The organism is Sorangium sp. So ce327, from assembly GCF_051530205.1.
In the GTDB taxonomy this organism is placed as follows: Bacteria; Myxococcota_A; Polyangia; order Polyangiales; family Polyangiaceae; genus Sorangium; species Sorangium cellulosum_B.
In genome coordinates, this window is the sequence record NZ_CP150330.1 from 12,196,051 (window position 1) to 12,221,703 (window position 25,653).

Here is a 25,653-nt window from a genome sequence, read left to right on the forward strand (position 1 = left end):
ACGAGCATTGCCATGCCTGCCTGGCGCCCGGTGCACGCCCGACACGCGGGCCGGCGTCCAACAGGACGGCGACAGGCATTTCATGCAGCACGCCCCCTGAATGCCCTCCATCGTGGACCTGCCGACTTTCATCTTGGCTCACTCTTCGGGCATCAGCGAGAGAATGATATGAAACGTGGACGATGGGTCGTCGCCGCAGCATTGATATGCAGCTGCGATGGCACGAGCGTCGCTCCGGGCGGCGCCGCGAGCGACGGCGCGGCGCGACCGTCGAACGAGAGCATCCTCGGCTTCGAGGCCGCGGGCGCCTGGACGCTCGATGGCGGCGCCGCGCAGGCGAGCGACCAGCGCGCGCACGGCGAGAAGAGCCTCGAGGTGCCCGGCGGCGGGTACCACGAGCTGGTGAGCGCGCCGCTCAGCACCCTCGCGGCGGTCCACTCCACCCTCTCCATCAGCCTGTCGCTCCCGGAGGCGCCGCCCGGCGCGGAGCCGCTGGGGCACGTCCACCTGGTCGTGGAGCTGCCCTCCCAGGGGATCGAGCGCCGGTTCATCCAGGAGGTCGCGCTCCCCCGGGGAGCGGCAGGTCGGTTCACACGCGTCGATTTCGAGCTGCCTGCCGAGCTGGTGGCGGCGCTCAAGACAGCGTACGACGACCTGCGGCTCAAGATCGCGCTGGATCTCCCGCGGGGCGCCACGGGCCCTTGCCGGCTCGACGCCATCCGCCTCGGCGCGACGGACGAGGCCCCGAGGCTCCGCGTCGCCGAGGACTACGCGAGGTCCTCGGCGAAGGGGGACATCGTGGCTCAGGGGACATTCACCCTGCGAGGCCGCGTCGAGGACAACACGCTGGCTCGATCGGTCAGCGTCAGCATCGGCGATGCGCCAGCGCAGGCGTCGGCGCTCACGCCGGCAGGAGAGTTCTCCATCGACCTGCCGCTCCGGAACGACCCGGGTGAGTTCCTGACGCCCAACCGGGTCCATATCGTCGCGACCGACATCGACGGCAACGAGAGCGCTTCTGACATCGTGGTCGTGTCCCTCGCGTCCATGGTGCCGGGCGAGCTCATCGTGAAGTTCAGCTCCGGCACCTCGGCGGAGGAGCGCGGGAGGGTCCTCTCCGGCGTACAGGGCGCGCTCGCACGGCAGATCACTCCGGACATGGGCGTTGTCACCGTGCCGAAGGGGACGGAGAGGGAGGCGCTCTCGGCGCTCCTCGCGGGCGGCGAGCCGGTGCGGCTCGCCCTGCCCAACCTGATCGCCGTGCCGACCTACGTGCCGAACGATACATACTACCCTACGCAAAACTGGTACATCGAGGCGATGAACGTGGACGCCGCCTGGGATATCCAGCGCGGATCCCACGATGTCGTCGTCGCGGTGGTCGACAGCGGCGTGATTTACTATCAGTCGGCGTACCACGACACGGACGATTGCGGCGGCCCGGGCCCTCATCCGCTGGTCGACAACATCTACCTCAACGCGGACGAGTGCTGCGCCGCGCCCCCGTGCAGCAGCGACTGCATGCCGCTCACGACGGGCGGGACCTGCCCGCGGTCGGACCTGAACAGCGACGGCTGCCCCGGCGGCTGCGGGGTGGACGATGACGGCGACGGCGCGACGGATCTGCTCGATCCCGACGTCGCGCGCATCTACACGAACGACCTGGACGACGACGGCGACGGCTCGATTGCCGACGAGATCGGCCCCGGCGGCGTCGCCTGCAACGCCCTGCCCCCGGGCGCGCTGCTGGGCGCGCCCGAAGGACAGGACTGCGACGGGGCCGCTCGAGACGATGACGAGAATGGCTATCCGGACGACTGCCGCGGCTTCCAGTTCGCGCGCCCGGGACAAGACCTCGGCGGCAGCCCGCTCAGGCCGAACGACCCGTCGCCCGTGGACACCGGAAACACGCACGGAGACATCGTGGCGGGGGCTCTCGGCGAGATCGGAGACGACTGCTCCGGTTACACCGGCGTGATGCACCGGGTCAAGATCATGCCCCTGGGCAACGGGCGCCTGGAGACGCGCATCGTGAACGGCACACCAACGACCGTCGCCGCCCCGACGTACGATGCCATCCTCGAGGCGTACCAGTACGCCGCGCGCAACGGCGCGCACATCGTCAACAGCTCGTTCGCCGGCAGCTTCAACAGCTGGACGGGCATCTCGTACACTCCCGAGGACGCCCTTCGTGACATGACGGAGGCCGTCTGGGACCTCGGCGTCTCCCACCTCCTGTTCGTGGCCGGCGCGGGCAACAGCGGGACCAACCTCGACACGGTCGACCCGTCCGGGAATCCGCTCCTCGCCCACTTCCCCGCTCATCTCGGGCTGCCCAACAAGATCGTGGTCGCGGCGAGCGACCAGTCCGGCAACCGCTCCGTCTGGTCGGGCGGCCAATCGTCCGCCTATGGCGCGACGACGGTCTCGATCGCGGCGCCTGGTACGAACACCTTCCTCGGCGCCGACGGCACGTCCCTCGCCGCCCCGATGGTCAGCGGCGTTGCCGGGCTGCTCCTGTCCCAGCACAGCGAGCTGCGTTTCGACCCCGTGCGCGTGGTGAAGATGATCGAGCAGACCGCCGCGCCGCTGCCCGCGTTCGCGGGCCTCACCCGCACCGGCGGCATCGTCGACGCGCACGCCGCGCTCACCGCGCCGCTGCCTCCGCAGCCGCGGTTCACCGACGGCACGGTGGGGCGCGTCCCGCTGGGCACGACGACCGCGACCAGCGACATCGACCTGATCGACATGGACAACGACGGTGATCTCGACGTGTTCATCGCGCCCTACGCGGCCGCTCTCATGCAGCCGCGCCTGCTCAGGAACGACGGCGGCCACCTCGTGGACGTCACGGCGCTGCAATTTCCCAGCTTGCTGGTCAAGCACACCGATGTGGACTCCGGCGATGTGGACGGTGACGGCGACATGGACATCATCGCGGCAGCTCACTCCGCCACGGGCACGATAGCGATGAAGCGGGCCGCCCTGTACCTCAACTCCGGCGGCACCTTCACGGTGGCCACGTCCGGGCGCCTGCCATCGACCACGATGTCGGATGGCGCGGTCGAGCTCTGCGACGTGGACGCCGACGGCGATCTCGACGCGTTCTTCGGGAACATCGCGCCGGGCAACTCGACGCTGCTCATCAACGGGGGCAACGGCGTGTTCACCGACCAGAGCAGCTTCTGGCTCGGCACCACGACGCAGGACATCACGGTGGAGAAGGCGCTGTGCGTGGAGATCGCGGACGTCAACGCTTCCGCGTGCGCTGGCCGCCCTGCTGCCCTGTGTGGGATCTGCTCCGATCCCAAGCGATCGGTCGCCGGGCTCGTGGCGAGCGGCGCGGTGACGCCGGCCCAGCAGGCGGATTGCCTCGCGATCCGTCACGCCATCTACCCCGAGCTCATCCTGGCCGGCACCTCGACCCTGTTCTTCCGCAACACCCAGGGAGGCCCGTTCGTCAACGCCAGCGGTCGTCTGGGCGCCAGTTTGCCGCTGACGACGTTCGGGTCGGTCGACGTCGAGGCGGGGGACCTCGACACCGATGGGGACCTGGATCTGGTGTTCGCCCCCGCAGGCGGGAGTCAAATTGTCCTGCTCTCGAACAACGGGACCGGGTACTTCGCCAACGTGACGGCGAGCCGGATCAGCGCGCACGCCTACGACGCCCACGCTCGCGAGGTCGAGCTCGGCGACTTCGACATGGACGGCGACGTGGACATCGTCATGCTGCGGGGCAACATCCCCTCGATGGTATCGCGCAAGCACTCGCTGTACAGGAACGCTGGCGGCTACTTCGACCAGATCGACGCCCCCTGGCTCACCCAGACCGTCCTCTTGACGGCCGACGGGGACGTCGGCGACATGGATGGCGACGGGGACCTGGATCTCATGCTGGGGAATTACAGCCAGGCGAATCAGCTCCTGCTCAACACGACGGTGCCCTGAGCGAGAGGCTGTCCGGGATCTGGACGCTCACCTCGCCCACGCCGCGCCGGTCGGAAACTCGAACTGATCGAGCGACTCGGGCCGCATGGCGGTGCTGTACCCCGGCGCGGTGGGCGGCATGTAACGGCCAGCCTGGACGACGACCGGATCGACGAAGTGCTCGTGGAGGTGATCCACGTGCTCCAGGATGCGATCTTCGAGCGACGCGCTCACACAGATGTAGTCGAAGAGCGAGATGTGCTGCATGATCTCCGAGAGGCCGACCCCGCCGGTGTGAGGGCAGACCGGGACGCCGAACTTGGCCGCCATGAGCAGCACGGCGAGCACCTCGTTGACGCCGCCCAGCCGGGCGCCGTCCGCCTGGCAGAACCGGATCGCGCCCGCCTGGAACATCTGCTTGAACATGACCCGATTGTGGGTGTGCTCCCCCGTCGCCACGCCGATCGGCGCGATCGCCCTGGCGATCGCGGCGTGGCCGAGGATGTCGTCGGGGCTCGTGGGCTCCTCGATCCACCAGGGATCGAACGCGGCGAGGCGCCGCATGCTGGCGATGGCCTGGCCCACGTCCCACACCTGGTTGGCATCCATCATGAGCCGGCGCTGCGCCCCGATCTCCTCGCGGATGATCTGCGCCCGGCGGACGTCGTCATCGATGCTCGCGCCGACCTTGATCTTGAAATGCGAGAAGCCGCGCGCGAGCGCCTCGCGGCAGAGCTGGCGCAGCTTGTCGTCGGAATAGCCGAGCCACCCTGCCGACGTCGTGTAGGCGGGAAAGCCGTGCTGCCGCATCTCGTCTTCCCGCGCCGCGCGGGTGGGCGCGTTCCGGCGGAGGATCTCGAGCGCCTCCTCGGGGCTCAGCACATCCGTGATGTAGCGGAAGCTGACGCAGCGGACGAGCTCCTCCGGGGTCATGTCCACGAGCAGCTTCCAGAGCGGTTTGCCCGCGGTCTTCGCCCACAGATCCCAGGCGGCGTTGACGACGGCGGCCGTCGCCAGGTGGATGATCCCCTTCTCCGGGCCGACCCAGCGGAGCTGGCTGTCGCCGGTGATCTCGTCCCAGAAAGCGCCCATGTCGGCCGTCATGGCGTCGACGCGCCTGCCCACGAGCAGGGGGCGGAGCGCGTCGATCGCCGCCACGCAGAGCTCGTTTCCACGGCCGATCGTGAAGGTCATGCCATGCCCCTCGATCCGCTCCGGGCCATCGGTCTCGAGCACGACGTAGGCCGCCGAGTAGTCCGGCCTCGGGTTCATGGCGTCCGAGCCGGCGAGGGAGTGCGAGGTCGGGAAGCGGATGTCGCGGGCGATGACATCGGTGATGCACACGGACATGGGGTCCCCCTTCGTGTGGACTGCGCCGGACAGCGGGCATGGCCTCATGTGTCAGATGCCGGCGGAGCCCGGCCGAGCACGAGCGCACACCCCTGATCGACCGGCTCGTGCGGCAGGGGCACGCGCGGTGCAAGGCGGATCCGGGCGAGCGGCGGAGGCTTCCTATCCGCTCACGCGGAGGTAGCTCACCCAGCGAGCACGTTCCGTTCGCTTCGCCATCCCGCACCTCCTTCCCGTCGGTAGTGGACGGCTTCGGTGCGTCGAGGAAGCGACCGAGCGCGGGCTCGATGAAGCGCGCTCCCCCTCCTCGAGCGCGGGCGGAAGTGGCGGGAAACCGACGATGTCGAGCTGGCTCGGCGGTTTCTTGCTGCGGGGCTTGGGCATGACGGTGTCCTTTCGGGGGGAAATGCGGTGTTCTCCGCCGAAACGGGACACGAGATCGACCGTGACGAACCAAACGAGACAGGCAGCCTGGTGCTTGTCCCCGCGATCAAGGTTGTATAAGCTTCGCGCGATGGGGAGACCCGAACACCACGAGGACGAGGTGCTGACGATCAAGGCTGCCGCCGAGCTGCTCGACGTGAGCGAGCAGACCCTTCGGCGCTGGGACAAGGCTGGGAAACTGCGGGCGAAACGTCACCCGATGAACGGCTACCGGCTGTACCTTCGCCGCCAAGTTTTGGAGCTCCGGAGGCAGATCCACTCGGGATCCGAGAAAGCGTCGTGAAGGCCGACATCCTCAAGCTGCTGCTGCAGTCCCACGCGGACGGCGACGAGTCGTCGTTCCGCAAGGCGGCGCTGCAGCTTGCTGCGGCCGAGAGCACCGCGGGCCACGTGCGCGTCGCGGAGGAGATCCGGTCGATCATCGCCAAGATGCCCGCGACAAGCACGCGCAAGCACGGGCCCGTCGTGGACATCGCCGCACCACGTGGCGAGCTCGCGGACATCCTCGAGGGCGGCCACCGTGAGGAGCGCCTCCGTGACATCGTGTTGCGCCCAGAGGCCGAAGAGACGCTCAAGCGGGTCATCTCCGAGAACCGGTCACGCGCGCGGCTCGAGCGGTTCGGCGTCTCGCCGCGTCGCCGCCTGCTGTTCCACGGCGCGCCCGGCTGCGGAAAGACCCTCGCCGCCGCCGTGCTCGCTGGCGAGATGGGGCTGCCGCTGATGACCGTGCGCTTCGATGCGCTGTTCTCGCGCTTCCTCGGGGCCACGGCCGTGCAGCTCCGCGCGATCTTCGCGGAAATGCCGCACCGCCCGGGCGTGTACCTCTTCGACGAGTTCGACTCTGTCGCGAAGGCGCGTGGCGACTCCCAGGACGTCGGCGAGATGAACCGCGTCGTCACCGCGTTCCTGCAGCTCGTTGACGCCGACATGAGCGGAAGCATCCTCGTCGCCGCGACGAACCACGTCGAGCTCTTAGACCGTGCCGTGTTCCGGCGCTTCGACGTGATCGTCCCCTTCGACAAGCCGCCGCGCGAGCAGATCACCGAGCTGATGAAGCTGCGGCTCTCGACGGTGGGCCTCTCCGACGAAGCCGCCAACCACCTCGCGGCCAACGCAGAGGGATGGAGCTTTGCGGACGTTGCACGCGCCTGTGATGATGCGGTCCGCACGATGGCCCTCGATGATCGCGAAGAGATCTCCGAGCGTGATGTTGTCCTGGCGCTGGAGGAGCTGAAGAGACGCGACGTACCGGTCAGGAGATAACCAATGGCCGACACACGGCTCCCTCTCCTCCGAGGGCGAATCACCTCGGTGGACGCCTACGAAGCGCCGCAGGGCGGCGGCGGCGTGCCGCCCGCGATGCCGTCGCTCGACCCGAAGGCGCACCGGACGACGCTGCTGCAGCAGCTCGACGCCATCACGCAGCAGGTGAAGGCGCGCGCCGAGATAGCGCGAGACGAGCTGGCGAAGCGCGAGATCGTCGCCGTGCGGCCAGCACCCAACGCGCAGCTCGCACCAGACCAGCTTGATGACTCTCGCGCCGACGCCCGGCTCGTGGGTGTCATGCCGGACTCAGGCACCGTCCTTCTCGACGTCGCCAACGCGGACCTTGAGTACCTGCGGAAGAAGCTCGATGCGTTCGCCGACGACGCAAAGGTGAAGACCAAGACCGCGAAGGACGGCACGGTCACCACCCAGCGTACCAACGAGCGAGCGATCGCGCCCGTGGGAAGCATCGGGCTCGCGGAACTCGAGGACCTCAGCGGCGCGCAGCTCCGGGCTGAAGCGCCGCCCGCCGATCGCCCGTGCTGGTTTGAGATCGGCTGTCGTGGCGGGTACCGGAATCGCGCCGAGGACACCGACAACAGCCGCGCGCAGATCGCTCGGCAGCTCCATCGGCTTGGCGCGTCCCAGAAGCTCGACGACTTCCTCGGCCCCGAGCAGCTCTACTTCTTCGTTCGGCTGACGCGCGCGCAGCTGGATGAGCTGCGCAAGGCGACCGACTGCATCTACGAAGTCGAGCTCGCCCCGCAGCCCCTCCGCGATCTGAAGCTGCTTGACGACCTCTCCACGAAGGACGTCGCCGACTTCGCGCTCCGGCAGCCTCATGAAAACGCCCCGTCCGTCGTCGTCCTCGACACAGGCATCGCCACGGGGCACCCACTCCTGAAGTCGGCGATCCTGACAGCGACGACGGCCGGTCCCGAGATCCCGTCGCCCGAGGACACCTACGGGCACGGCACGAAGATGGCGGGGCTGGCGCTGTACCGAGACGTCGGCGCAGCCGTCGAGCGCGGAAGCGCTGACGCCACGCACTGGCTGCAGAGCAGCCGGCTCTTGATCGCGCCGGGATACGGTACGGCCGCTGACGAGAACTATGAAAAGTGGCCCGTCCTGACGGAGCGCGCGGTGCGATCTGCGGAGGACGCCGACCCTCGTCCTCGTAACCGTGCTTTCGTGCTCGCGGTGACGCGGTCAATGCAGGATCCGCCGCTCGACGGACTCGCGCCAACGCTGTGGAGCCAGGCGGTGGACCAGCTCGCGTTCCGCGGGGGGTACGGACGATTGATGATCGTGTCGGCGGGCAACGCGCGCGACGCGCAGTGGCTCGCGCTCGCCGAGCAGCACCCGCAGCTCCAGCTCTCGGAGAAGATTCACCAGCCCGCGCAGGCATCGAACGCGCTGACGGTAGGTGCGTTCACGGCGCGTGTCGAGCTGCCGAACGACAAGGACTACGCCGAGGCTCGCGTCGTTGCGACGAAGCCGGGCGGCATCTCGCCGTACACGAGCACGGGGCTCGTCGGCAACGAGTGGCCCATCAAACCAGACGTCGTGATCGAGGGCGGCAACCTGGCGATCTCCGGGACGCTCCCCGACTCGACCGTGCCCACGCTCTCGGCGCTCACCACCAGCCATCGGCACACGCATGGCAGCCCGATAGGGTTGATGTCGATGACGAGCGAGGCGAGCGCGCGTGCGGCACACCTCGCCGCGCACATCTGGTCGCTCGAGCCGAAGCTTCGTCCCGAGACCGTGCGTGGGCTCATCGTTCACTCCGCGAGCTGGACGAAGGCGATGGTCGGGGACTTCCCCGGCCTGAACGATCGGCTCCAAGCGTGCGGCTACGGTGTGCCGAGCGAGCGGCTTGCCTCGGAGTGCGCCCAGGGCGTGGCGACGATCGTGGTCGAAGACTCGATGCCGAATGCCGTCATCGAGGAAGAGCCGAAGAAGACGCCGCCGAAGCGGGCCACGACGAAGACGACGGAGCGGAAGGTTCGCCGGAAGGTGAAGCTGTACCGATTGCCGCTCCCCGAAAGCCTGCTCAGCGATGCTGACCCCGACGTCGAGCTGCGCGTCACTCTCTCGTACTTCACCGAGCCCAACAAGTTCGGACGGCGCACGTACAACGGACTCGACCTGAAGTGGGACATGCAGGGCCCGCAAGAGAGCGCCGACGCGTTCATTCAGCGGATCAATGCGCTGAAGCGTCCGACGGGTGCAGACGGCAAGCGACTCAAGATCGAAAAGGCCAAGTCGTTCGACTGGGACGTGGGCATCGAGCGTCGTAGCCGCGGAACCGTGCAGAGCGATCGGTGGCGCGGGAAGATGTCGGCGCTGGTTGGCGACAAGCTGATCGCGATCGTGCCGGTGCTCGGCTGGTGGGACCAGCGCAAGGCGCTAAAGTGGCAGGACATGAAGTTTTCACTCGTCGTGTCCGTGTTCGGCCCTGACGTCTACGCGGCCATCAAATCGAAGGTCGAGGCAACGATCGCCGTCGAAGTGTGATGTGGAGATTCATGCGCCGGTAGCCAACACCATCATTCCATAAACTGGCACGACGTTGTGTCGGCCAAGACGAACCACCCCATCGCCGAAGCAGAGATCCTCCGCATGGCCCGGAGCGCGGAACTCCTCATCGAGGAAGACGGGCGGCTGTTTCCACCTGTTGAACGCTACGGCGCCTGGTCGCTCGCTCTCATCCCCCCGGGCGCTTCCTGCCGTCGCCTGTGCGCCGCACGCTGTCGGCCGGCTGCCCGCCTCGCCCACGCCCCGAGCGCCCCCCGACGAGCCATCCGCGCCGCCGGCGCGCGGCCTCGCCGTCGCGATCGGACGGCCGGAGTGCGCATCCACCCGGCTCCCTGGCCGCACCAGACTCAGGCCCGTGCTGCGCCGGCGGTCACATTCCGGGGGGCTGCCTTGTCCTGGGAGCGGACCCCACCCGGAGAGGACATGAAGAGACTGCTCAGAATCGATGCAAGCGCCCGTACGCAAGGGTCGATCTCGCGGAGCGTGGCGGACTATTTCCAGGTACGCTGGACAGAATCGAATCCGGGAGGCCGCGTCATCGTTCGCGACCTCGCCCGGTATCCGGTGCCGCACCTCGACGCCGCGACCATCGCCGCGTTTCTCGCGCCCCCGCCGCCTTCCGGGGGGCCGCCGCCCGAGGGCCTCGTGCTGTCCGACGCCTTGATCGATGAGCTGAGCTCGGCCGATCACCTGCTGATCAGCAGCCCGCTGTACAACCTCACGCTGCCATCGACCCTCAAGGCCTACTTCGATCACGTCATCCGCAATGACCGTACGTTTGCACAGGTAGAAGGGCGCTATGTGGGTCTCCTCACCAGCAAGTCGGCGTCCGTCGTGACGGCGCGCGGCGGCGTCGCCTCGCCCGCCGTCGAGGACGAGCTTCAGACCCGCACGCTGCGGGCGATTCTGGCCTTCATCGGCGTCACGAAGGTCGACGTGATCTCGCTGGAGGGGATGAGCGGAGACGAGGCCACTCGGTCGCGTCGCGTCGCGTGCGCGCGGGCCGAGATCGACCATCTCTTCGCCTCTCCTGGAGAGCCGGTGTGCCTCGGGCCGTTCACCGAGGAAGATCGCCGGGAGATCGGCGGGCTGCGGGCCGCGCAGGCCGCTGCCATCCAGCGGGGCGACGCGGAGGCCTACGCGGCGCTCTGCACCGACGACATTCAGCTCCTGATCCCGGGGCACGAGGTCGTCTCCGGCCGCGAGCGGTTCCTCGCGTGCGAGGCGGAGCTCTTCCGGAGCGCGAGCTTCGCGTCGTTCAGGAAGACGCCGGAGCGGATCGAGCGGAGCGGCGACCTGGCCGTCGAGGTGGGCCGGCAAGAGGTGGCCATGCGGCGCGGCGGGGCCGCGGGCGTCTTCGCCGCGCGGCAGAAGTACACGCATGTCTTCCGGCGGACGGCGCAGGGCTGGCGCTTCGCCGTGCTGATGTCCAACGCCATCGAGTAACCGCCATGGATCACCGAACACATCTTTTCGAGAGCCACCGCCCCCTCCTCGAGGGGCTCGCTTACCGGATGCTCGGCACGCGCGCCGACGCCCTCGACATCGTGCAGGAGACGTTCTTGAAGTGGAGCCAGACAGACACCGACCAGATCCGCGACGCGCGCGCGTGGCTCGTCACGGTGTGCAGCCGCATCGCGTTGAACACGCTGCAATCGGCGCGTTCCCGGAGAGAGACGTACGTGGGCACATGGCTGCCAGAGCCGTTGATGGAGGATACGCGGAGCCCCGACGAGGAGCCGCAGATCGACGAGACCGTCTCGGTGGCGTTGATGCACGCCCTCGAGCGGCTGACCCCGAAGGAGCGCGCCGCCTTCCTGCTGCACGACGTGTTCGGCTACAGCTTCGACGAGATCTCCACCCTGCTCGGCAAAGAGAGCGCGGCGTGCCGGAAGCTCGCCTCCCGTGCCCGCGCGCGGGTCCGCGACGCGCGGCCGAAGTTCGCGGCGTCGTCCACAGAGCACCAGCGCCTCCTGACCGCGTTCCTGAGCGCCGCCCGCGCCGGCCGGACCGACGAGCTCCGCAGCCTGCTCGCGGAGGGCGTGGAGCTCCACGCGGACGGGGGCGGCAAGGCCGAGACGGTGACCCATGTGCTCCGCGGCGCGGACGCGGTGAGCACCTTCTTCGCCCGCGTCTGGGGGGCCGCGGCGCATCCCGATGGCCGCTACCGCTTCGTGGTGCGGTGGTTCAACGGTTCCCCGGGGCTCCTGGTCCACGACGAAGATCGGCTGATCGCCGCCGTGAGCGTGAGCGTCGATGAGGGCGTGATTCGAGGGGTCTATGCCCACCGCAACCCGGAGAAGCTCGCAGCCTTCCTCGCGGAGGCTGGCTGAGCGGCGCCGGCCCGGCGCGGGAGGGGCCAGAGATCAGCGGCGGACCCATCCGTGATGTTCGGGCCCCGCCTACGTACAGGCACCCACCGTTCATGGGCAAGCCGGTGGCGCGGAGGTGCGCGGTCGCGGGCTCCGCCGGAAGGACGGAGCCGCCGCAGGCGGCGAGGAGACCGGAAAGAACGGCGGATGCCGCGCTGGCGTACTGCGCAGGCGACTTCTACGGAAGAACAGGAGGGATGCGTCGGAAATGCTATCCACGCATCCAGGATCCCCTTCCCGCACCCGCCGCCCCTGTGCTCCGATCGCGCCAGGAGCCAAGCGCGCAAATGAGCGAGTTGAGCCTCGAAGGTGTCCTGGAGAAGATCGAGACGATCCGGCGGGAGGTCATCGCGGCGGAGACGGAGCGGGTCGATCGCGAGTATCGCTGGCCGGAGGCGAGCCTGCGCGCCTTGCTGGAGGCGGGGCTCGGCGGGCTCGTCATCGGGCGCGAGGTCGGCGGTCTCGGCGGCGGGCTCTTCGCCATGGCCAAAGCCTGCGAGGCGATCGGCGAAGCGTGCGCTTCGACCGCCCTTTGCTTCGGAATGCACCTCGCCGCTTCCGCGGTGATCGCCGCCAAGGCGACGCGGGATCACGCGCAGCGTTACCTCGCGCCCATCGCGGCCGGCCGGCACCTGACCACGCTGGCGTTGAGCGAGCCGGGCACCGGGTCGCATTTCTATTTCCCGCAGACCGCGCTGACCCCGGACCCCGGCGGCGGATACGTGGTGGCGGGCAAAAAGAGCTTCGTCACGAGCGGAGGGCACGCGGACTCGTACGTTGTCTCGACGGCCGCGGCGGACCCGCTCGCGGCGCCGGACGAGTTCTCGTGCGTGGTCGTGGGCGCGGGCGCCCCGAACCTCCGCTTCGGTCCGGAGTGGAAGGGGATCGGCATGCGTGGCAATGCGTCGAGGCCCCTCGACCTCGATCACGTCCGCGTACCGCGCCAAGACCTGCTCGGCGAGGAGGGCGATCAGATGTGGTACGCGTTTCATGTCGTCGGGCCCTATTTCCTGGTCGCCATGGCAGCCACGTACCTCGGCGTGGCGACGGCGGCCTTGCGGGAGGCCATCACGCACGTCGGGGAGCGGCGGTACGCGCATAGCGGGCAGGGGCTCGCCCAATCTCCTGTGCTGCAGCACCGGCTCGGGAGCCTGTGGGCGGCGGTGGAACGGACGCGCAGGCTGGTCTACCATGCGGCCGCCGCGGGGGACGCGGCGGCGCCCGACGCCCTGCTCTCGATCTTCTCGGCCAAAGCCGAGAGCGGGGATTGCGCGGTGAACGTGGCCAACGAGGCGCTGACGCTGCTGGGCGGCATCGGGTATCGCGAGGGCGGGCGCCCGGAGCGCCTGCTCCGCGACGCCCGCGCCGTTCACGTGATGGCGCCGACGACGGATATCCTCCGCACGTGGGCCGGCCGCGTGCTGCTACGACAGCCGCTCTTGAGGGATTGATCGATGGGGGGGACAGTCGGTGTTCTCGAGGGAGGAACGCTCCTCCATTTCCTGATCGAGCGCCATCACGACCGATTGGGGCCTTGCACGCTGAAGCGCCTTTCGGAGGCGAACGCGGCGCTCTCGTGGCTGCGCAGCGCGGGCCCGGAGGCGGACGTGCTCCTCATCGGCCCGAGCGTGGAGAACGCGGTGCGGATCGCGGAGCGCGCCGTGGCCATGGGGCGAGGGACCGAGCTCCTGATCTGCGCGTGTCCCGAGCGTCACGCTGCAATCAAGGCCGAGGCCGAGCGCTCGTATCTCCTCGGCGACGCGGCGACGTGCCTTTCGATCGACGAGCCCGATGCGGTCGTCCGTGCGCTCGCGGACGCGCTCGGTCGAGCCAGGAAGAGGCGCCGCTATGAGGGGCTGGTCTCCGCGGCCGAAGCGGCCTCCGCGCAGGCCGCGCCGGTGTTCGCGTCGCCGCGGGCGGGTAACGTCGAGGGGCTCTGGAAATACGCGCCCATCGGGGTGCTCGTCGCGGACGTGATCGAGGGGCGGGTGCTCGATCGGAACCAGAAGGCGGCGGAGCTCCTCGGCGTCGAGGCGGGGGCGCCGCTCGACGAGGGCTTCGCGGAGCGCGACCGCGCGCGGCTCGCGGCGCTCCTCGCCGAGGCGCCGAGCGGCTCGCCGGCCCCTCGAGCATTCGTCGTGGAGAGGGGGGGCGTCGCTCTCCACATCGAGGTCCTCATCGCGGCCGGGCATACGGAGCAGAGCCGGCTCCTCCTTCTCCAGGACGTGACCGCGCGGCGCCTCGTCGAGGACGAGCTGCGGCGGAAGCTCGCGCTGATCGAGGAGCAACAGCGGCGGATCGAGGAGCTCTCGACGCCGATCATCCAGGTCTGGGAAGGCGTCCTGTGTTTGCCCGTGATCGGCCTCGTCGACGCCGAGCGGGCGGCGCGGATGACGGAAGAGCTGCTCGCGGCCGTGGAGCGCGCGCGCGCGGCGTTCGTCGTCGTCGACCTGACCGGGGTTCCGGAGGTCGACGCGAGCACGGTCGACGGCATCGTGGGCATGGTGCGCGCCTCGGCGCTCCTCGGCGCGAGCTGCCTCGTGTCCGGGATATCGGCCCGCGTGGCGCGCGCCATCGTGGAGCTGGGGCTCGATTTGCAGGGAATCCAGAGGTTTTCGAGCCTGCACGCAGCGCTAGGGAGCGTCCTGAAGAACGGACGGTGAGGGCCGTGGCGGTGGCGCCCTGCTCTTTTTTTCTGGACCTAGCAGTCCAGAACGGTCATGCTCTCTCCGTGGCCCGGCCCAAGGAGTTCGATCGTGACGAGGTGCTCCGGCGCGCCATCCCGGTCTTCTGGGAGAAGGGCTTCGCCGGCACCTCGACCGAGGATCTCGTGCGTGCCATGGGGATCGGTCGACAGAGCCTCTACGACACGTTCGGCGACAAGCGGCGGCTGTTCCTCGAGGCGCTCCGCGCCTACAACGCCGACAGCATCGCCTCGGTGGTCAAGGCGCTCCGGGCCGGACCGACCGCGCTCGCGGCGCTCGAGCGTGTCCTCATCGACCTCGCCGAGGAGCACGGCGCGGCGCGCTCCCGCGGCTGCATGGTCGTGAACGCCGTCTGCGAGCTCGCCCGCGAGGACGACGAGGTGCGCGCGCTCACCGCGACAAGCGTCGCGCTGCTGGAGACCGTGCTCAAGGACGTCATCGACGACGGCAAGGCGAAGGGGGACATCGGCCGCGCGGTCGACAGCCGCGCGGCCGCTCGCTTCCTCGCGACCACGCTCGGCGGGATGAAGGTGCAGGCCAAGGCCGGCGCATCGACCGAAGCCCTCCGCGACGTCGCGGCCTTCGCGGTCCAGAGCCTGCGCCCGCGCTGATCGCGCGGCGGCCGCTCCGCGCCTCGCCCTTGCCGCGCGCTATTTTTGACTGATCGTTCAAGTAAACCGAAGCACAACAGCCAACGACGCAAAGGAGCTCGACATGAACAACGACATCAAGCCGCTCGCAGGGAAGAAGGCGATCGTCATCGGCGGATCGCGCGGCATCGGCGCGGCCATCGTGAAGCGCCTCGCGCGGGAGGGCGCGGCGGTCGCCTTCACCTACGTGAGCCGGCCGGACCGGGCGCGAGAGCTCGTCGCGGCCGTCGAATCCGAGGGCGGGCGCGCCATCGCCCTTCAGGCCGACAGCGCCGATGCGAGCGCGCTCGAGCGCGCGATCGCCGAGGGCGCGAGGGTGCTCGGCGGGCTCGACGTCCTCGTGAACAACGCCGGCATCCTGATCTTCGGCAATGCGGACGAATACCGCCTCGAGGACTTCGACAGGATGCTCGCCGTCAACGTGCGCGGCGTGTTCGTCGCCGCCAAGGCCGCGGCGAACCACCTCTCGCGCGGCGGGAAGATCGTCGTCATCGGCAGCAACATCGCCGAGCGCGCGATGCTCGCCGGCTCGGCCGTGTACGGGATGACGAAGGCCGCGGTTGCCCGTCTGGTGCGCGGGTTGGCGCTGGATTTCGCCCCGCGCGGCATCTCGGTCATCAACGTCCAGCCTGGCCCGACGACGACCGACATGATGCCGGCCGACGGCCCGCACGTCGACTGGGTGCGCAACCTGAGCCCCGAGAAGCGCATCGCCGACCCCGACGAGATCGCGCGGTTCGTGACGTACCTGGCCCGGCCCGAGTCGACCTACATCAACGGCGTGAGCCTGACGATCGACGGCGCCTTCTCGGCGTGAGCTGCCGGCGCTGCTCGCAGAAGCCCGCCTCGCTTGCTCGGTGAGCCGAAGCCACGCTACGACCGGCGCAGGAACACACCGCATGCGGGGGGTCGCCGGAACGTGGACGCAGGTGCCTGAGATCATCGATTCGAACAGGGCTGTTCCGGCCTCGGCCCGCGGGCGAGCCCCGCGCCCGCGCTGCGCCGCCGCCCGCGCCCGCGCGCTGCTCGTCGCTGCGTGCGCTGCGCTCGCGGCCCTGTCCGTGGCCTGCGGCGGCGGCCAGACGCAGGGCGAGGCGTTCGACCCGCGCTGGAAGGACGACGGCGGCGCGGGCGTCGCGGCCTTCCAGCAGCGGTTCGCGGGCAGGCGCGTCCCCCTCGGCGCCGACGTGGCGGTCGGCGTCGTCGCCGGCGCGGGGGCGTCCGAGCTCGTCGGGGTGCCGCTCGACGGCGGCCCGGCGTGGACCTTCGCGCACCCGCTCGACGCGCGCCCGGCCGTCGCGGGGAGCGTCGTCGTCGGGCTCGGCCGGGGCGAGCTGTTCGCCCTCGACGCCCGCACCGGGGAGCTGCTCTGGACGCGCCGCGCCGGCGGCAGGCTCCGCGGCGCGGGCGACGACGGCGAGACCACCGTGGTCTCGCTCGTGTCGACAACCGGCACCACGAGCGTCGTGCTCGCGGTGAGCCGCGAGGGGTTCGTGCTGCGCCAGATCGAGGACTCCGCCGCCATCGGCGTGCCCGCGGTCGTGGGGCGCTACGCGTTCCTGCCCTGGCAGGGGCGCTACGTCACGGTGTTCGACCTGCAGACCGGCGGCGAGGTGGCGCGGGCGCTGCTCCGCACCGAGGTGAGCCGCGCCTTCCTGCTCGGCGGGGCGGTCTTCTTCGGCGGCGAGGCGGCGACGCGGTTCGACGCCTCGATCGGGCTCGGCGCGGCCGGGCGCGCGTCGACCGCGCGGCTACCGGCGCGCGAGCTGCCCGGGGCGCCGGTCTGGATGACCGCCGGGACCGAGGTGCTCGCGCCGGTCGCCTCGGCCGAGGACAGGGCGCGGCTCTACGCCCGCCCCCGCGCGGCCGGCCCGCCGGGCATCGAGGCGGAGCGCTACGTGGCGACGTACTACCGGGCCGCGGTCGGCCTCGACGCGCGCTCCGGCGCGCTCGCCTGGGCCCACGCCGGCGAGGCCGACTTCCTCGGCGGCGCCGCCTACGCGGGCGGCTTCGCGCTGTGCGACGCGCGCGGCGGGATCTCGTTCCTCGAAGCGCAGCGCGGGGCCGTGGCGGGGCGCGCGTCTCTCGGCCGGCCGATCCAGGCGTGTGTGGTGCAGGCCGACGGGCTCACCGCCGCGTCGATCGGCGCGAAGCCAGCGGAGGCCGCGGCGGCTGGCACGAGGCCGGTGGACGCCGCGATGACCGGCGCGAGGCAGTGAAGGTTGTGCCGGCCGTCGCCGCGCGCCGCACCGCCCTGAAATCCCCTGCGCGCAGTCATTGCGTGCTGAAGCGCTCCGGATGTAACCGCCCAGCCAAGGGCATCGTGACCGTCCGCGCGGCGCCGGTTACCTGTTCCCATCACGGGCCTGGCTGCGGCGCGGCCTGGCACGTGCCGGCCACGCACGCGGCCAGCAGCGCGGCGATCGCGATGACGAGACGACCAACTCCTCGACCCAGGCTCGTATGCATCCCGGGCGAACGGTCGACCTTCCTGCCCCCTTACAGTGCTTCACTGGACACGTGCGGGCGACGACCGTGAAGATCCAGCTTTTAACCTCGTCCCGCAACGGATGTCGTGGCCGTCCAGCAAGAGACGGCCATCCGTGAGCGCCCGGCCATCGCCCGGGCGCGACCCCTTGCGGCTCTCGCCACGGTCGACGATGCTGGGTGCCGACTTGATCCACCGTCGGAGGTGCACGTAGCCTCGACCGCACCCCTCGGGTGCACTACTTGGCGGCGAGCTGGAAGCGCTCTCTACTAGACAGCAAAGATTCGAATCACCATGTCTGACGAGATTGACGCGGTACGCTATGCAGGGAAATGGCGTCTACACTTCGAAAGAAAGGCGAATCACAACAAGGCCGAGGCGTTGATCTGCTTCACCGCCGTTGTTGCATGCACGTTGGTGGCGCCGATCTTCGTCATGCTCGGCGAGGGATTCTGGCTGAGCAAACTGACGCCGTCGCTGCTCTCGCTGCTGGCAGCAGGGATGACGACATGGCTCCAGCTGAGAAAGCCTCAGCAGCTTTGGGCGCTGTACCGCACGTGTCAGCGGCGTATCGAGGATCTGCAGGCGGCGCATTCGTTCGGATTCGCAGGCTTCGAAAGGGCGGCCGACCGCGATCGCCTGCTCGCCAAGCGGGTCGCCGAGATCGTGATGTTCTCCCATGAGCAATGGGTCCCCTTGGTGCCAAGCCCGGAAAACATCGGTGCGCTCACGGAGTCGAGGCTTCGAAGAGCTCCGGACTCAGAGGGTGGTAACGCGTAGATAGATCGTCGCGGTCGCGCGATCTCGTCGAGCCCGACGAGCTCCGGCTTCGAGCCGAGCCGGGGCTTGCGCCGGGGAGCTCCTGCGCTGTATCTCCTCCGCGCGCCGTGTCTATTGCGGTGCCTCTCGCTCCGGCTGCACCATGCCTTGCGTGGCGAATGCCCAGCACGACGTGGCGGAGGCGCGGGACGAGGGCCGGGGAGGCGCGGACGCAGGCGCGGAGGTCGACGTCGGGCCGATCGACGTGCTCGTGGTCGTGGCGCTCCAGGACGAGCTCGAGGGGGTGCTCGCGCAGGGCGATGGCGGCGCTGCGGGGTGGCGCGAGCTGCGGGACCTCGGCGGCTTCCGCTACTACCGGCGCGCCTTTCCGAGCGCCCGTGGCGGATCGCTCGCGGTGGCCGCGGCGTGGATCGGCGAGGCGGGCCAGCGCACGGCGGCGATCCGGGGGCAGCAGCTCGTCTCCGAGCTCGATCCTGCGTGCCTCGCGATGTGCGGCATCTGCGCGGGCGACCCCCGCAAGGTGGCGCTCGGCGACGTGATCGTGGCCGACCGGCTCTACAGCTTCGACGAGGGCAAGCGCGTCGCGCCGCCGGGCAAGGAGGCGGAGCTCCTCCACGACCTGCGCACCTTCGATCTCGCGGCCACGTGGAAGATGGACGCCGCCTTCCTCGCGCGCGAGCTCGACCTCGCGGCGCTCTCCCGCGAGCGCCCGCCCTCCCGGGAGGCCCAGCAGCGGTGGCTCCTCGACGCCCTCCACGTGCACGAGGCGGAGGGCGGGCCCTCGCCGGTCTCGCACCCCGACCGGAGGCGCGCCTGTCCGGGGTGGACGGCGCGGCTCAGGGAGGCCGTGAAGGACGGGTTCGCCGCGATGAAGGGCGGTGCGCTGGGCCTCACCGAGGCAGGGCGGGAGAAGGCGCTGGAGGAGCGGTTGCTCCACCCGGACGGGCCGCCGGCCGATCCGCCGCTCTGCGTGCATGTCGGGGCCATCGCCACGCTCACGGCGGTGGTGCAGGACCCGGGCGTCTGGGGCGACCTCCAGCGCGTGGTGCGGGGCACGCTGGGCCTGGAGATGGAGGGCGCGGCGATCGGCGACCTCGCGGGCCGCTGCCAGAAGCGGTCGATCTTCGTGAAGGCGGTGAGCGATCACGCCGACCTCGCCAAGGACGACAGCTTCCGCGCGTTCGCGTGCCGCGCCTCGGCGGCGGTGCTTGTCGCGTTCCTGCAGAAGCACGTCGAGCCGGCGCCGCGGCCGGAGCGCGAGCTGCCGGGGCGGAGCGCGTCGGACGGAGTGGTGGATTGCACCTCGGGGGACGGTGAGCGCGGCGAGCGCGCGTTCGAGGAGCGGCACGACGGCTTCCTCCAGCGGATCGAGCGCGTGGCGCTGCTGCGCGCGCCCGGCGCGACCGTCACGCGGCACCGGACGCCGCCGCCGTTCGCGGGCGTGCTCGAGGTGGCGGCGCGGGACGGAGCGCTCATCGACCTGCGGGTGATCGGCGCGCTCGACCAGTCGATCACGGACGAGCTGGTCGCGCGCTACGTGACCGAGGTGGAGCGCCCGTTCCGGGAGCAGGATCCGCTGCTCAGATCGACGCTGATCCACACGGGCCCGCAGGCGCCGCCGGAGCTCGTCCAGCGCGCGTGGCGCCGCGGCGTCGTGCTGAAGAGCTTCTCCGAATACCAGGGGCTCATCGATTTCGGCCGGTACCTCGAACGACAGACGGACCGGCTCGAAGCGGACCCGATCTACCCGCCGTGGCTCTACGTGGAGCAGCCGGCGGTGGTGAGCCTCGGCGACCGCGAGAAGAGCGCCACAGAGAGTGCGCTTGCGTCGCTGTGGGAGCTGCTCGACGCGCCCCGCCGACGCTTCGTGCTTGTGCTAGGCGACTTCGGCGCGGGCAAGACGTTCCTCTTGCATGAGCTCGCGCGGCGGATGGCGCGAGAGAAGCACCCGCTCGTGCCGGTGCTCATCGAGATGAGCCAGCTCGAGAAGCAGCGCTCGCTGAGCGTGCTCGTGGCGCAGCACTTCGCGCTCGCGGACGAGCCGATCGACCCGCGCGCCTTCAGCTACATGCTGGCCGAGGGGCGGATCGCGCTGCTCTTCGACGGCTTCGACGAGCTCGCCCTGCGGCTGACATACGACCGGGTGCTCGATCACTTCGAGACGGTGGTGCAGGCGGCCGAGGGGATCGCAAAGGTGGTGGTGACCAGCCGGACGCAGCACTTCCTCGATGACCGGCAGATCAAGCAGGAGCTCGCCCGGCGGGCGGAGCAGGTGCAGGGCTACCGGCTCGTGCAGCTGCAGGGGTTCGGGGAGCCGCAGATCCGGCGGTTTCTGAGCAACCTGATCCCCGAGCCCGCGGAGGCCGAGGCGCGCTACCGGCTGCTCCACGAGGTCAAGGACCTGCTCGGGCTCTCCGAGAACCCGCGCATGCTCGGGCTCATCGCGAAGATCGAGGAGAAGAAGCTCCTCGAGGCCAAGGAGGGGACGGGGGAGATCACCGCGGCCAAGCTGTACGAGCTGCTCGTGGATCAGTGGCTCGACCACGAGCACCGGCGCGCAAACCCGCCGGGGGCGCCGCGTGGGATCTCGCGCGAGGCGCTTCGGGGCGCGATGACCGAGCTCGCGCGGCTCCTGTGGCACCGGCGGGCGCGTGCGGTCGGAATCGCCGAGCTGCCGGAGAGCCTCGTGAAGGGCGTGCAGCCGAAGGACGGGCCGCCGCTGGAGCGGGCGATGGTCGAGTTCCTGATCGGCTCGGGATCGCTGCTCGTGCGGGACGCGGAGGGGGCGTTCTCATTCGTTCACCGCTCGGTGCTCGAGTGGCTCGTGGCCGAGGCGGCGGCGCGGGAGGTGACGTGGGCAGGGGACAGCGCGGCGCTCGCGGCCGACGAGATGAGCGAGCTGATGGTGGACTTCTTCGTATCGCTCGCCGGACGCGACGAGGCGGCGGCGTGGGCCGCGTGGGCGCTTTACGGGACGGCCGAGGGCCACGCGAAGGACAACGGGCTGCGGATCGTGCGCTGGCTGGAGCGGGGCGAGGAGGAGGCGGCGGTCGTCGGGGAGGACGAGATTGAGGTGGTAGAGGGCGTGTACCTAGCAGGCCAGGACCTGAGCGGGCAGAACCTCAACCGCACCGATCTTCGAAGGGCCAACCTCGCGAGAGCCAATCTCACCAACGCCACGTTGGTCGAAGCCAGGCTCGCCGGCGCCACGCTGGCCTCCGCGCGGCTCGGACGGGCGGATCTTCGCGGCGCCTCGCTCATAGACGCCGATCTTCGTGGCGCGGACCTATCGTTCGCTCGCCTCGTCGGTGCGGACTTAACCGGCGCGGATCTCGCGGGCGCGATGCTACGCGGCGCCAAGCTGGTCGGTGCCCGGGGGGTGGTGGCCGTCGCGCCGCTTGCGGCGGAGGGGGCGGCATCACCTCGGCCTTCCAGGATCGAGCTGATGTGGATGCCGGCGAAAACATGCAATACGGTTGCTTGGAATCCGATGGCAGATCTCCTCGCGACTGGCCATGAAGACGGCTCGGTCGGGCTCTGGGACGCGGTGTCGGGGCAAGCTATCCGGGTGATGTCTGGGCGACACCTTGGCGCAGTAAACAGCGTAGCGTTCAGTCCTGATGGTCGAACGCTGGCCTCGGGCTCGGATGATAAAACCGTAAGGTTGTGGAGGAGCGAAGACGGGCAGTCCCTCCGCGGACTCGAGGGCCATCGCAGCGCGGTGATGAGTGTGGCGTTCAGTCCTGATGGTCAAACGCTGGCCTCGGGCTCGGATGATAAAACCGTAAGGTTGTGGGAGGTCGATAACGGGCGAATCCTCCGCACCTTCGAGGGCCATCGCGACCGGGTAAACAGCATAGTATTCAGCCCTGACGGCAGAACGCTGGCCTCGGGGTCGGGGGACAAGACCGTGAGATTGTGGGAGGCCAAAAACGGGCAAGTCCTTCGCGTCTTCAAGGGCCACGGCGAAGCGGTGAGGAGCGTAGCGTTCGGCGCCAATGGTCGGATGCTGGCCTCGGGGGCCGGTGATGCGACAGTGAGGCTCTGGGACGTCGAAAGCGCGCGACCCCTCCACGTCTTTGAGCGCTATGGAATGTTTGTGCTGAGCATAGCGTTTAGTCCGGATGGCAGAGTGCTCGCCTCGGGGTTGGGTGACGCGACGGTGAGGCTCTGGGACGTCGAAAGCGGGCGACAACTCCGCATCTTGGAGGGGCATGGCGCCAGGGTGAGGAGTGTCGCGTTCAGCCCCGACGGCCGCACGTTGGCCTCGGGTTCGGAGGATAGGACGGGGATGTTATGGGATGTTGAACGCGGGCGAGTTCGCCGTACGCTCGTGGGTCATCGCGACTGGGTAGGGACCGTGGCGTTCAGCCCGGATGGTCGAATGCTGGCCTCAGGGGCGGGTGAGGCGACGATGAGATTGTGGGAGGTCGAAAGCGGGCGAACCCTCCGCACGTTCGTGGGACATCGAGATTGGGTGAGGAGCGTGGCGTTCAGCCCAGATGGTCGAATGCTGGCTTCGGGGTCGGATGACGAGAAGGTGAGGTTGTGGGAGGTCGAAAGTGGTGGATCGCTCTTCGCCTTGGAGGGACATGGCAATTGGGTGACGAGCGTGGCGTTCAGCCTCGACGGCCGAACGTTGGCTTCGGGGTCAGGTGACAAGACCGTGAGGTTGTGGGACGTGGAACGCCGGCTAGCCATCCGAGTATTTAAGGGGCATGGCAATCCCGTGTTGAGCATAGCGTTCAGCCCCGACGGCCGAACGCTGGCTTCGGGGTCGGGTGATAACACGGTGAGGTTGTGGGACGTGGAAAGCCAGCAAGTATGCCACATCTTCGAGGGCCATAAAAATGCAGTGACGGCTGTGGCATTCAGCCCCGACGGCCGGATGCTCGCCTCAGGGTCATGTGACAAGACCGTGCGGTTGTGGGAGGTCGAAAACGGGCGCGTTCTCCGGAGCTTCGCAGACTGTGGCGATGCCGTGATTAGCGTGGCGTTCAGCCCCGATGGCCAGACGCTGGCTTCGGGGTCGGATGATAACACGGTGATGTTATGGGAAGTCCGAAGCGGTCGAGCTCTCCACGTTCTCATGGGTCACAAGGCCTTCGTGACGCGCGTCGTCTTCAGCCCTGACGGTACACTCCTCGCCTCTTCCTCCGCCGATGGCACCCTCCGCCTCTGGCACGTGGCCTCCGGCTGCTGCCTCGCCGTCCTCCTGTCCTGCCCTGAGGGCTGGGCTGCCTTCACCCCCGACGGCCGCTACAGGTTCGGAGGGGACATTGCAGGTTCCTTCTGGCACGTGATCGGCCTCTGCCGCTTCGAGCTCGGCGAGCTCGATCCCTACCTGCCGAACCCCCTCCGCCTCCTCGACGACGAGCCCCTCATCGCGCTCCCGCCCGCCGGAACGCTGCCCGGGAACGGCATCGCGTAGGCTGACCGCGCTCGAGCCCACGTCAAGCCGTCTTGCAACGAGTCGGCCGTCCCCTCGGAGCACGCGGCAGCTGTCGTGCGAATGCTCGAAGTGTGCACGTGCTGTCCGGAGGGAAGTCTCGCTCATCGCGACCGGCTGCTCCCGCAGCTCGCCGCGACTCAGCGGACCAGCTTCTCCTCGAGCATTTCCCGTGCACTGGGCGGGAGCGAGCGCGCCCGGGCGTCACCGAAGGGGCATGAATTTAGATGACGGGTCTCCGGTCGCTCGGGCAACCGAACGTTCACCATGACGCTTCCTTCCCGCCTTGCTCACCGCGCACCTCGGATCCCTCGAACCGTCCCGATCTTCCTCGGTCTGGGCATTCTGGTCGCCTGCTCCGACGGCGAGGGCGGCGACGACGGCCACGACGCGGGTTCAGTCGGCAGCGCCGCGACGGGCGGCGGGTGGGCTGCTGGCGGTACGACCAGCTCCGGCGGCGCGAGCAGCTCGGGGGGCGCCACGACGGGCGGCTCCGCTGCCGGAGGCGCCGGGAGCGGCAGTGAAGCGACCGGGGGAGCGCCGAGCGGTGGCGGGCCCTCCACGGGTGGCACGTCGAGCGGCGGCGGCGAAGCGACCGGTGGTGCTGCCGGCAGCGGCGGAGCCACCGGCAGCGGCGGAACGACCGGCGGCTCGGGTACGGGTGGCTCTCCGGGCAGCGCCGGCGGTGTCGTGGGGGAGCCGATCGGCTTCGCCACGCTGAACGGCGGAACCACCGGCGGCCAGGCCGGCGAGACGGTCACGGTCGAGAGCTACGCCGAGCTGAAGAGCTGCGCCGAGGCCAGCCAGCCCTACGTCATCCTCGTTCAAGGCCGCATCACGAACGGATCGGGCGGAGGTCAGATCCGCGTCAAGTCGAACAAGTCGATCGTCGGCATCGGCAAGGATGCCTTCCTCGACGGCGTGGGCATCGACGTCTCGAGCCAGAACAACGTCATCCTGCAGAACCTGCGCGCGACCCTGGTGGGGACGAGCACGCCCGCGAGCGTGAACGGGGGCGACGTCATCTCGATCTCGGGCACCAGCAAGAACATCTGGATCGACCACTGCGAGGTGTACTCGGAGGACCCGAGCGTTCAGACCGACAAGGACAGGTACGATGGTCTGATCGACATCAAGGGCCAGACGGGCTTCATCACCATCTCGTGGACGTACCTGCACGATCACCACAAGGGCGGCCTGGTGGGCGCCGCGGACGACGATCTCCACGACGATCGCAAGGTGACGATGCACCACAACCACTACAAGAACGTGTTGCTCCGCGTCCCGATGTACCGCGGCGCCGTGGGGCACTTCTTCAACAACTACATCGTCGGCGCGAAGGACGCGACGGAGATCCGCGCCAACACGTGCGTTCGCGTCGAGCGGAACTACTACGAGGCTCTCCACTACTCGATCTACACGCCGTCCGATTCACCCGGGAAGGCGGAGCGCATCTCGAACGTCGAGGTGAGCCGCACGTCGCGCGCCTATCCCGCCAACTGCACGGCGGACATCCCGTACTCGTACTCCGCTGCGCTGACGAGCGACACGAACGACGTCAAGACGGTCGTGCCCGCGTCGGCCGGCGTGGGAAAGCTCTGAGCGGCACAACTTGTAGCCCAGCGCGGAGAGCGGCGCCGTGGCCCGGCTCCACCTGGCGGATCTGAATTCTGCTGACACC

General features: G+C 69.4%; 15 protein-coding genes. 14 read left to right on the forward strand and 1 reads right to left on the reverse strand.

All coding sequences use genetic code 11. From position 1 onward, the window contains the following. Window positions 1-168: 168 nt before the first annotated feature. Window positions 169-3,948, forward strand: coding sequence for a S8 family serine peptidase (locus tag WME95_RS45745; protein WP_437905489.1), 3,780 nt, complete (start codon window positions 169-171; stop codon window positions 3,946-3,948). Between the two features lie 27 nt (window positions 3,949-3,975). Here WME95_RS45745 and WME95_RS45750 read toward each other — a convergent pair whose 3' ends face one another. Beyond that, the gene (locus WME95_RS45750) at window positions 3,976-5,277 is read right to left on the reverse strand and encodes an L-fuconate dehydratase (RefSeq protein WP_437905490.1); all 1,302 of its coding nucleotides are present in this window, start codon (window positions 5,275-5,277) and stop codon (window positions 3,976-3,978) included. Between the two features lie 544 nt (window positions 5,278-5,821). On the opposite strand from WME95_RS45750, the gene WME95_RS45755 reads away from it, so the two are divergent. From WME95_RS45755 to WME95_RS45815, 13 genes are all read left to right on the forward strand, one after another. Beyond that, window positions 5,822-6,004, forward strand: a complete 183-nt coding sequence (locus WME95_RS45755) for a MerR family DNA-binding transcriptional regulator (RefSeq protein WP_437905491.1) — start codon at window positions 5,822-5,824, stop codon at window positions 6,002-6,004. After that, entirely contained in the window at window positions 6,001-6,984 is a 984-nt protein-coding gene (locus tag WME95_RS45760; RefSeq protein ID WP_437905492.1) for an AAA family ATPase, read from the forward strand. Before WME95_RS45755 ends, WME95_RS45760 begins: the two co-directional genes overlap by 4 nt. A 3-nt stretch (window positions 6,985-6,987) precedes the next feature. Further along, the gene (locus WME95_RS45765) at window positions 6,988-9,507 is read left to right on the forward strand and encodes a S8 family peptidase (RefSeq protein ID WP_437905493.1); all 2,520 of its coding nucleotides are present in this window, start codon (window positions 6,988-6,990) and stop codon (window positions 9,505-9,507) included. 444 nt (window positions 9,508-9,951) lie between these two features. Beyond that, window positions 9,952-10,974 carry an NAD(P)H-dependent oxidoreductase gene (locus WME95_RS45770; protein ID WP_437905494.1) on the forward strand — a complete coding sequence of 341 codons (1,023 nt, stop codon included), beginning with the start codon at window positions 9,952-9,954 and terminating at the stop codon, window positions 10,972-10,974. Between the two features lie 5 nt (window positions 10,975-10,979). Beyond that, window positions 10,980-11,861, forward strand: a complete 882-nt coding sequence (gene sigJ / locus WME95_RS45775) for an RNA polymerase sigma factor SigJ (protein WP_437905495.1) — start codon at window positions 10,980-10,982, stop codon at window positions 11,859-11,861. Between the two features lie 326 nt (window positions 11,862-12,187). Next, on the forward strand, window positions 12,188-13,351 hold the full coding sequence (locus tag WME95_RS45780; protein ID WP_437905496.1) for an acyl-CoA dehydrogenase family protein: 1,164 nt from the start codon (window positions 12,188-12,190) through the stop codon (window positions 13,349-13,351). A 3-nt stretch (window positions 13,352-13,354) separates the two neighbouring features. Next, window positions 13,355-14,563 carry an STAS domain-containing protein gene (locus tag WME95_RS45785; RefSeq protein ID WP_437905497.1) on the forward strand — a complete coding sequence of 403 codons (1,209 nt, stop codon included), beginning with the start codon at window positions 13,355-13,357 and terminating at the stop codon, window positions 14,561-14,563. A gap of 68 nt (window positions 14,564-14,631) precedes the next feature. After that, window positions 14,632-15,216 carry a TetR/AcrR family transcriptional regulator gene (locus WME95_RS45790; protein ID WP_437905498.1) on the forward strand — a complete coding sequence of 195 codons (585 nt, stop codon included), beginning with the start codon at window positions 14,632-14,634 and terminating at the stop codon, window positions 15,214-15,216. A 103-nt stretch (window positions 15,217-15,319) separates the two neighbouring features. Further along, on the forward strand, window positions 15,320-16,072 hold the full coding sequence (locus WME95_RS45795; RefSeq protein ID WP_437905499.1) for an SDR family oxidoreductase: 753 nt from the start codon (window positions 15,320-15,322) through the stop codon (window positions 16,070-16,072). 112 nt (window positions 16,073-16,184) lie between these two features. Next, window positions 16,185-17,474, forward strand: a complete 1,290-nt coding sequence (locus WME95_RS45800; protein WP_437905500.1) for an outer membrane protein assembly factor BamB family protein — start codon at window positions 16,185-16,187, stop codon at window positions 17,472-17,474. Window positions 17,475-18,037: 563 nt separating this feature from the next. Then, on the forward strand, window positions 18,038-18,523 hold the full coding sequence (locus tag WME95_RS45805; RefSeq protein WP_437905501.1) for an SLATT domain-containing protein: 486 nt from the start codon (window positions 18,038-18,040) through the stop codon (window positions 18,521-18,523). Between the two features lie 151 nt (window positions 18,524-18,674). Further along, window positions 18,675-23,954: a pentapeptide repeat-containing protein gene (locus tag WME95_RS45810; RefSeq protein WP_437905502.1), complete on the forward strand. Its 5,280-nt coding sequence runs from the start codon at window positions 18,675-18,677 to the stop codon at window positions 23,952-23,954. Between the two features lie 285 nt (window positions 23,955-24,239). Beyond that, on the forward strand, window positions 24,240-25,574 hold the full coding sequence (locus WME95_RS45815; RefSeq protein ID WP_437905503.1) for a pectate lyase family protein: 1,335 nt from the start codon (window positions 24,240-24,242) through the stop codon (window positions 25,572-25,574). Window positions 25,575-25,653: the final 79 nt, after the last annotated feature.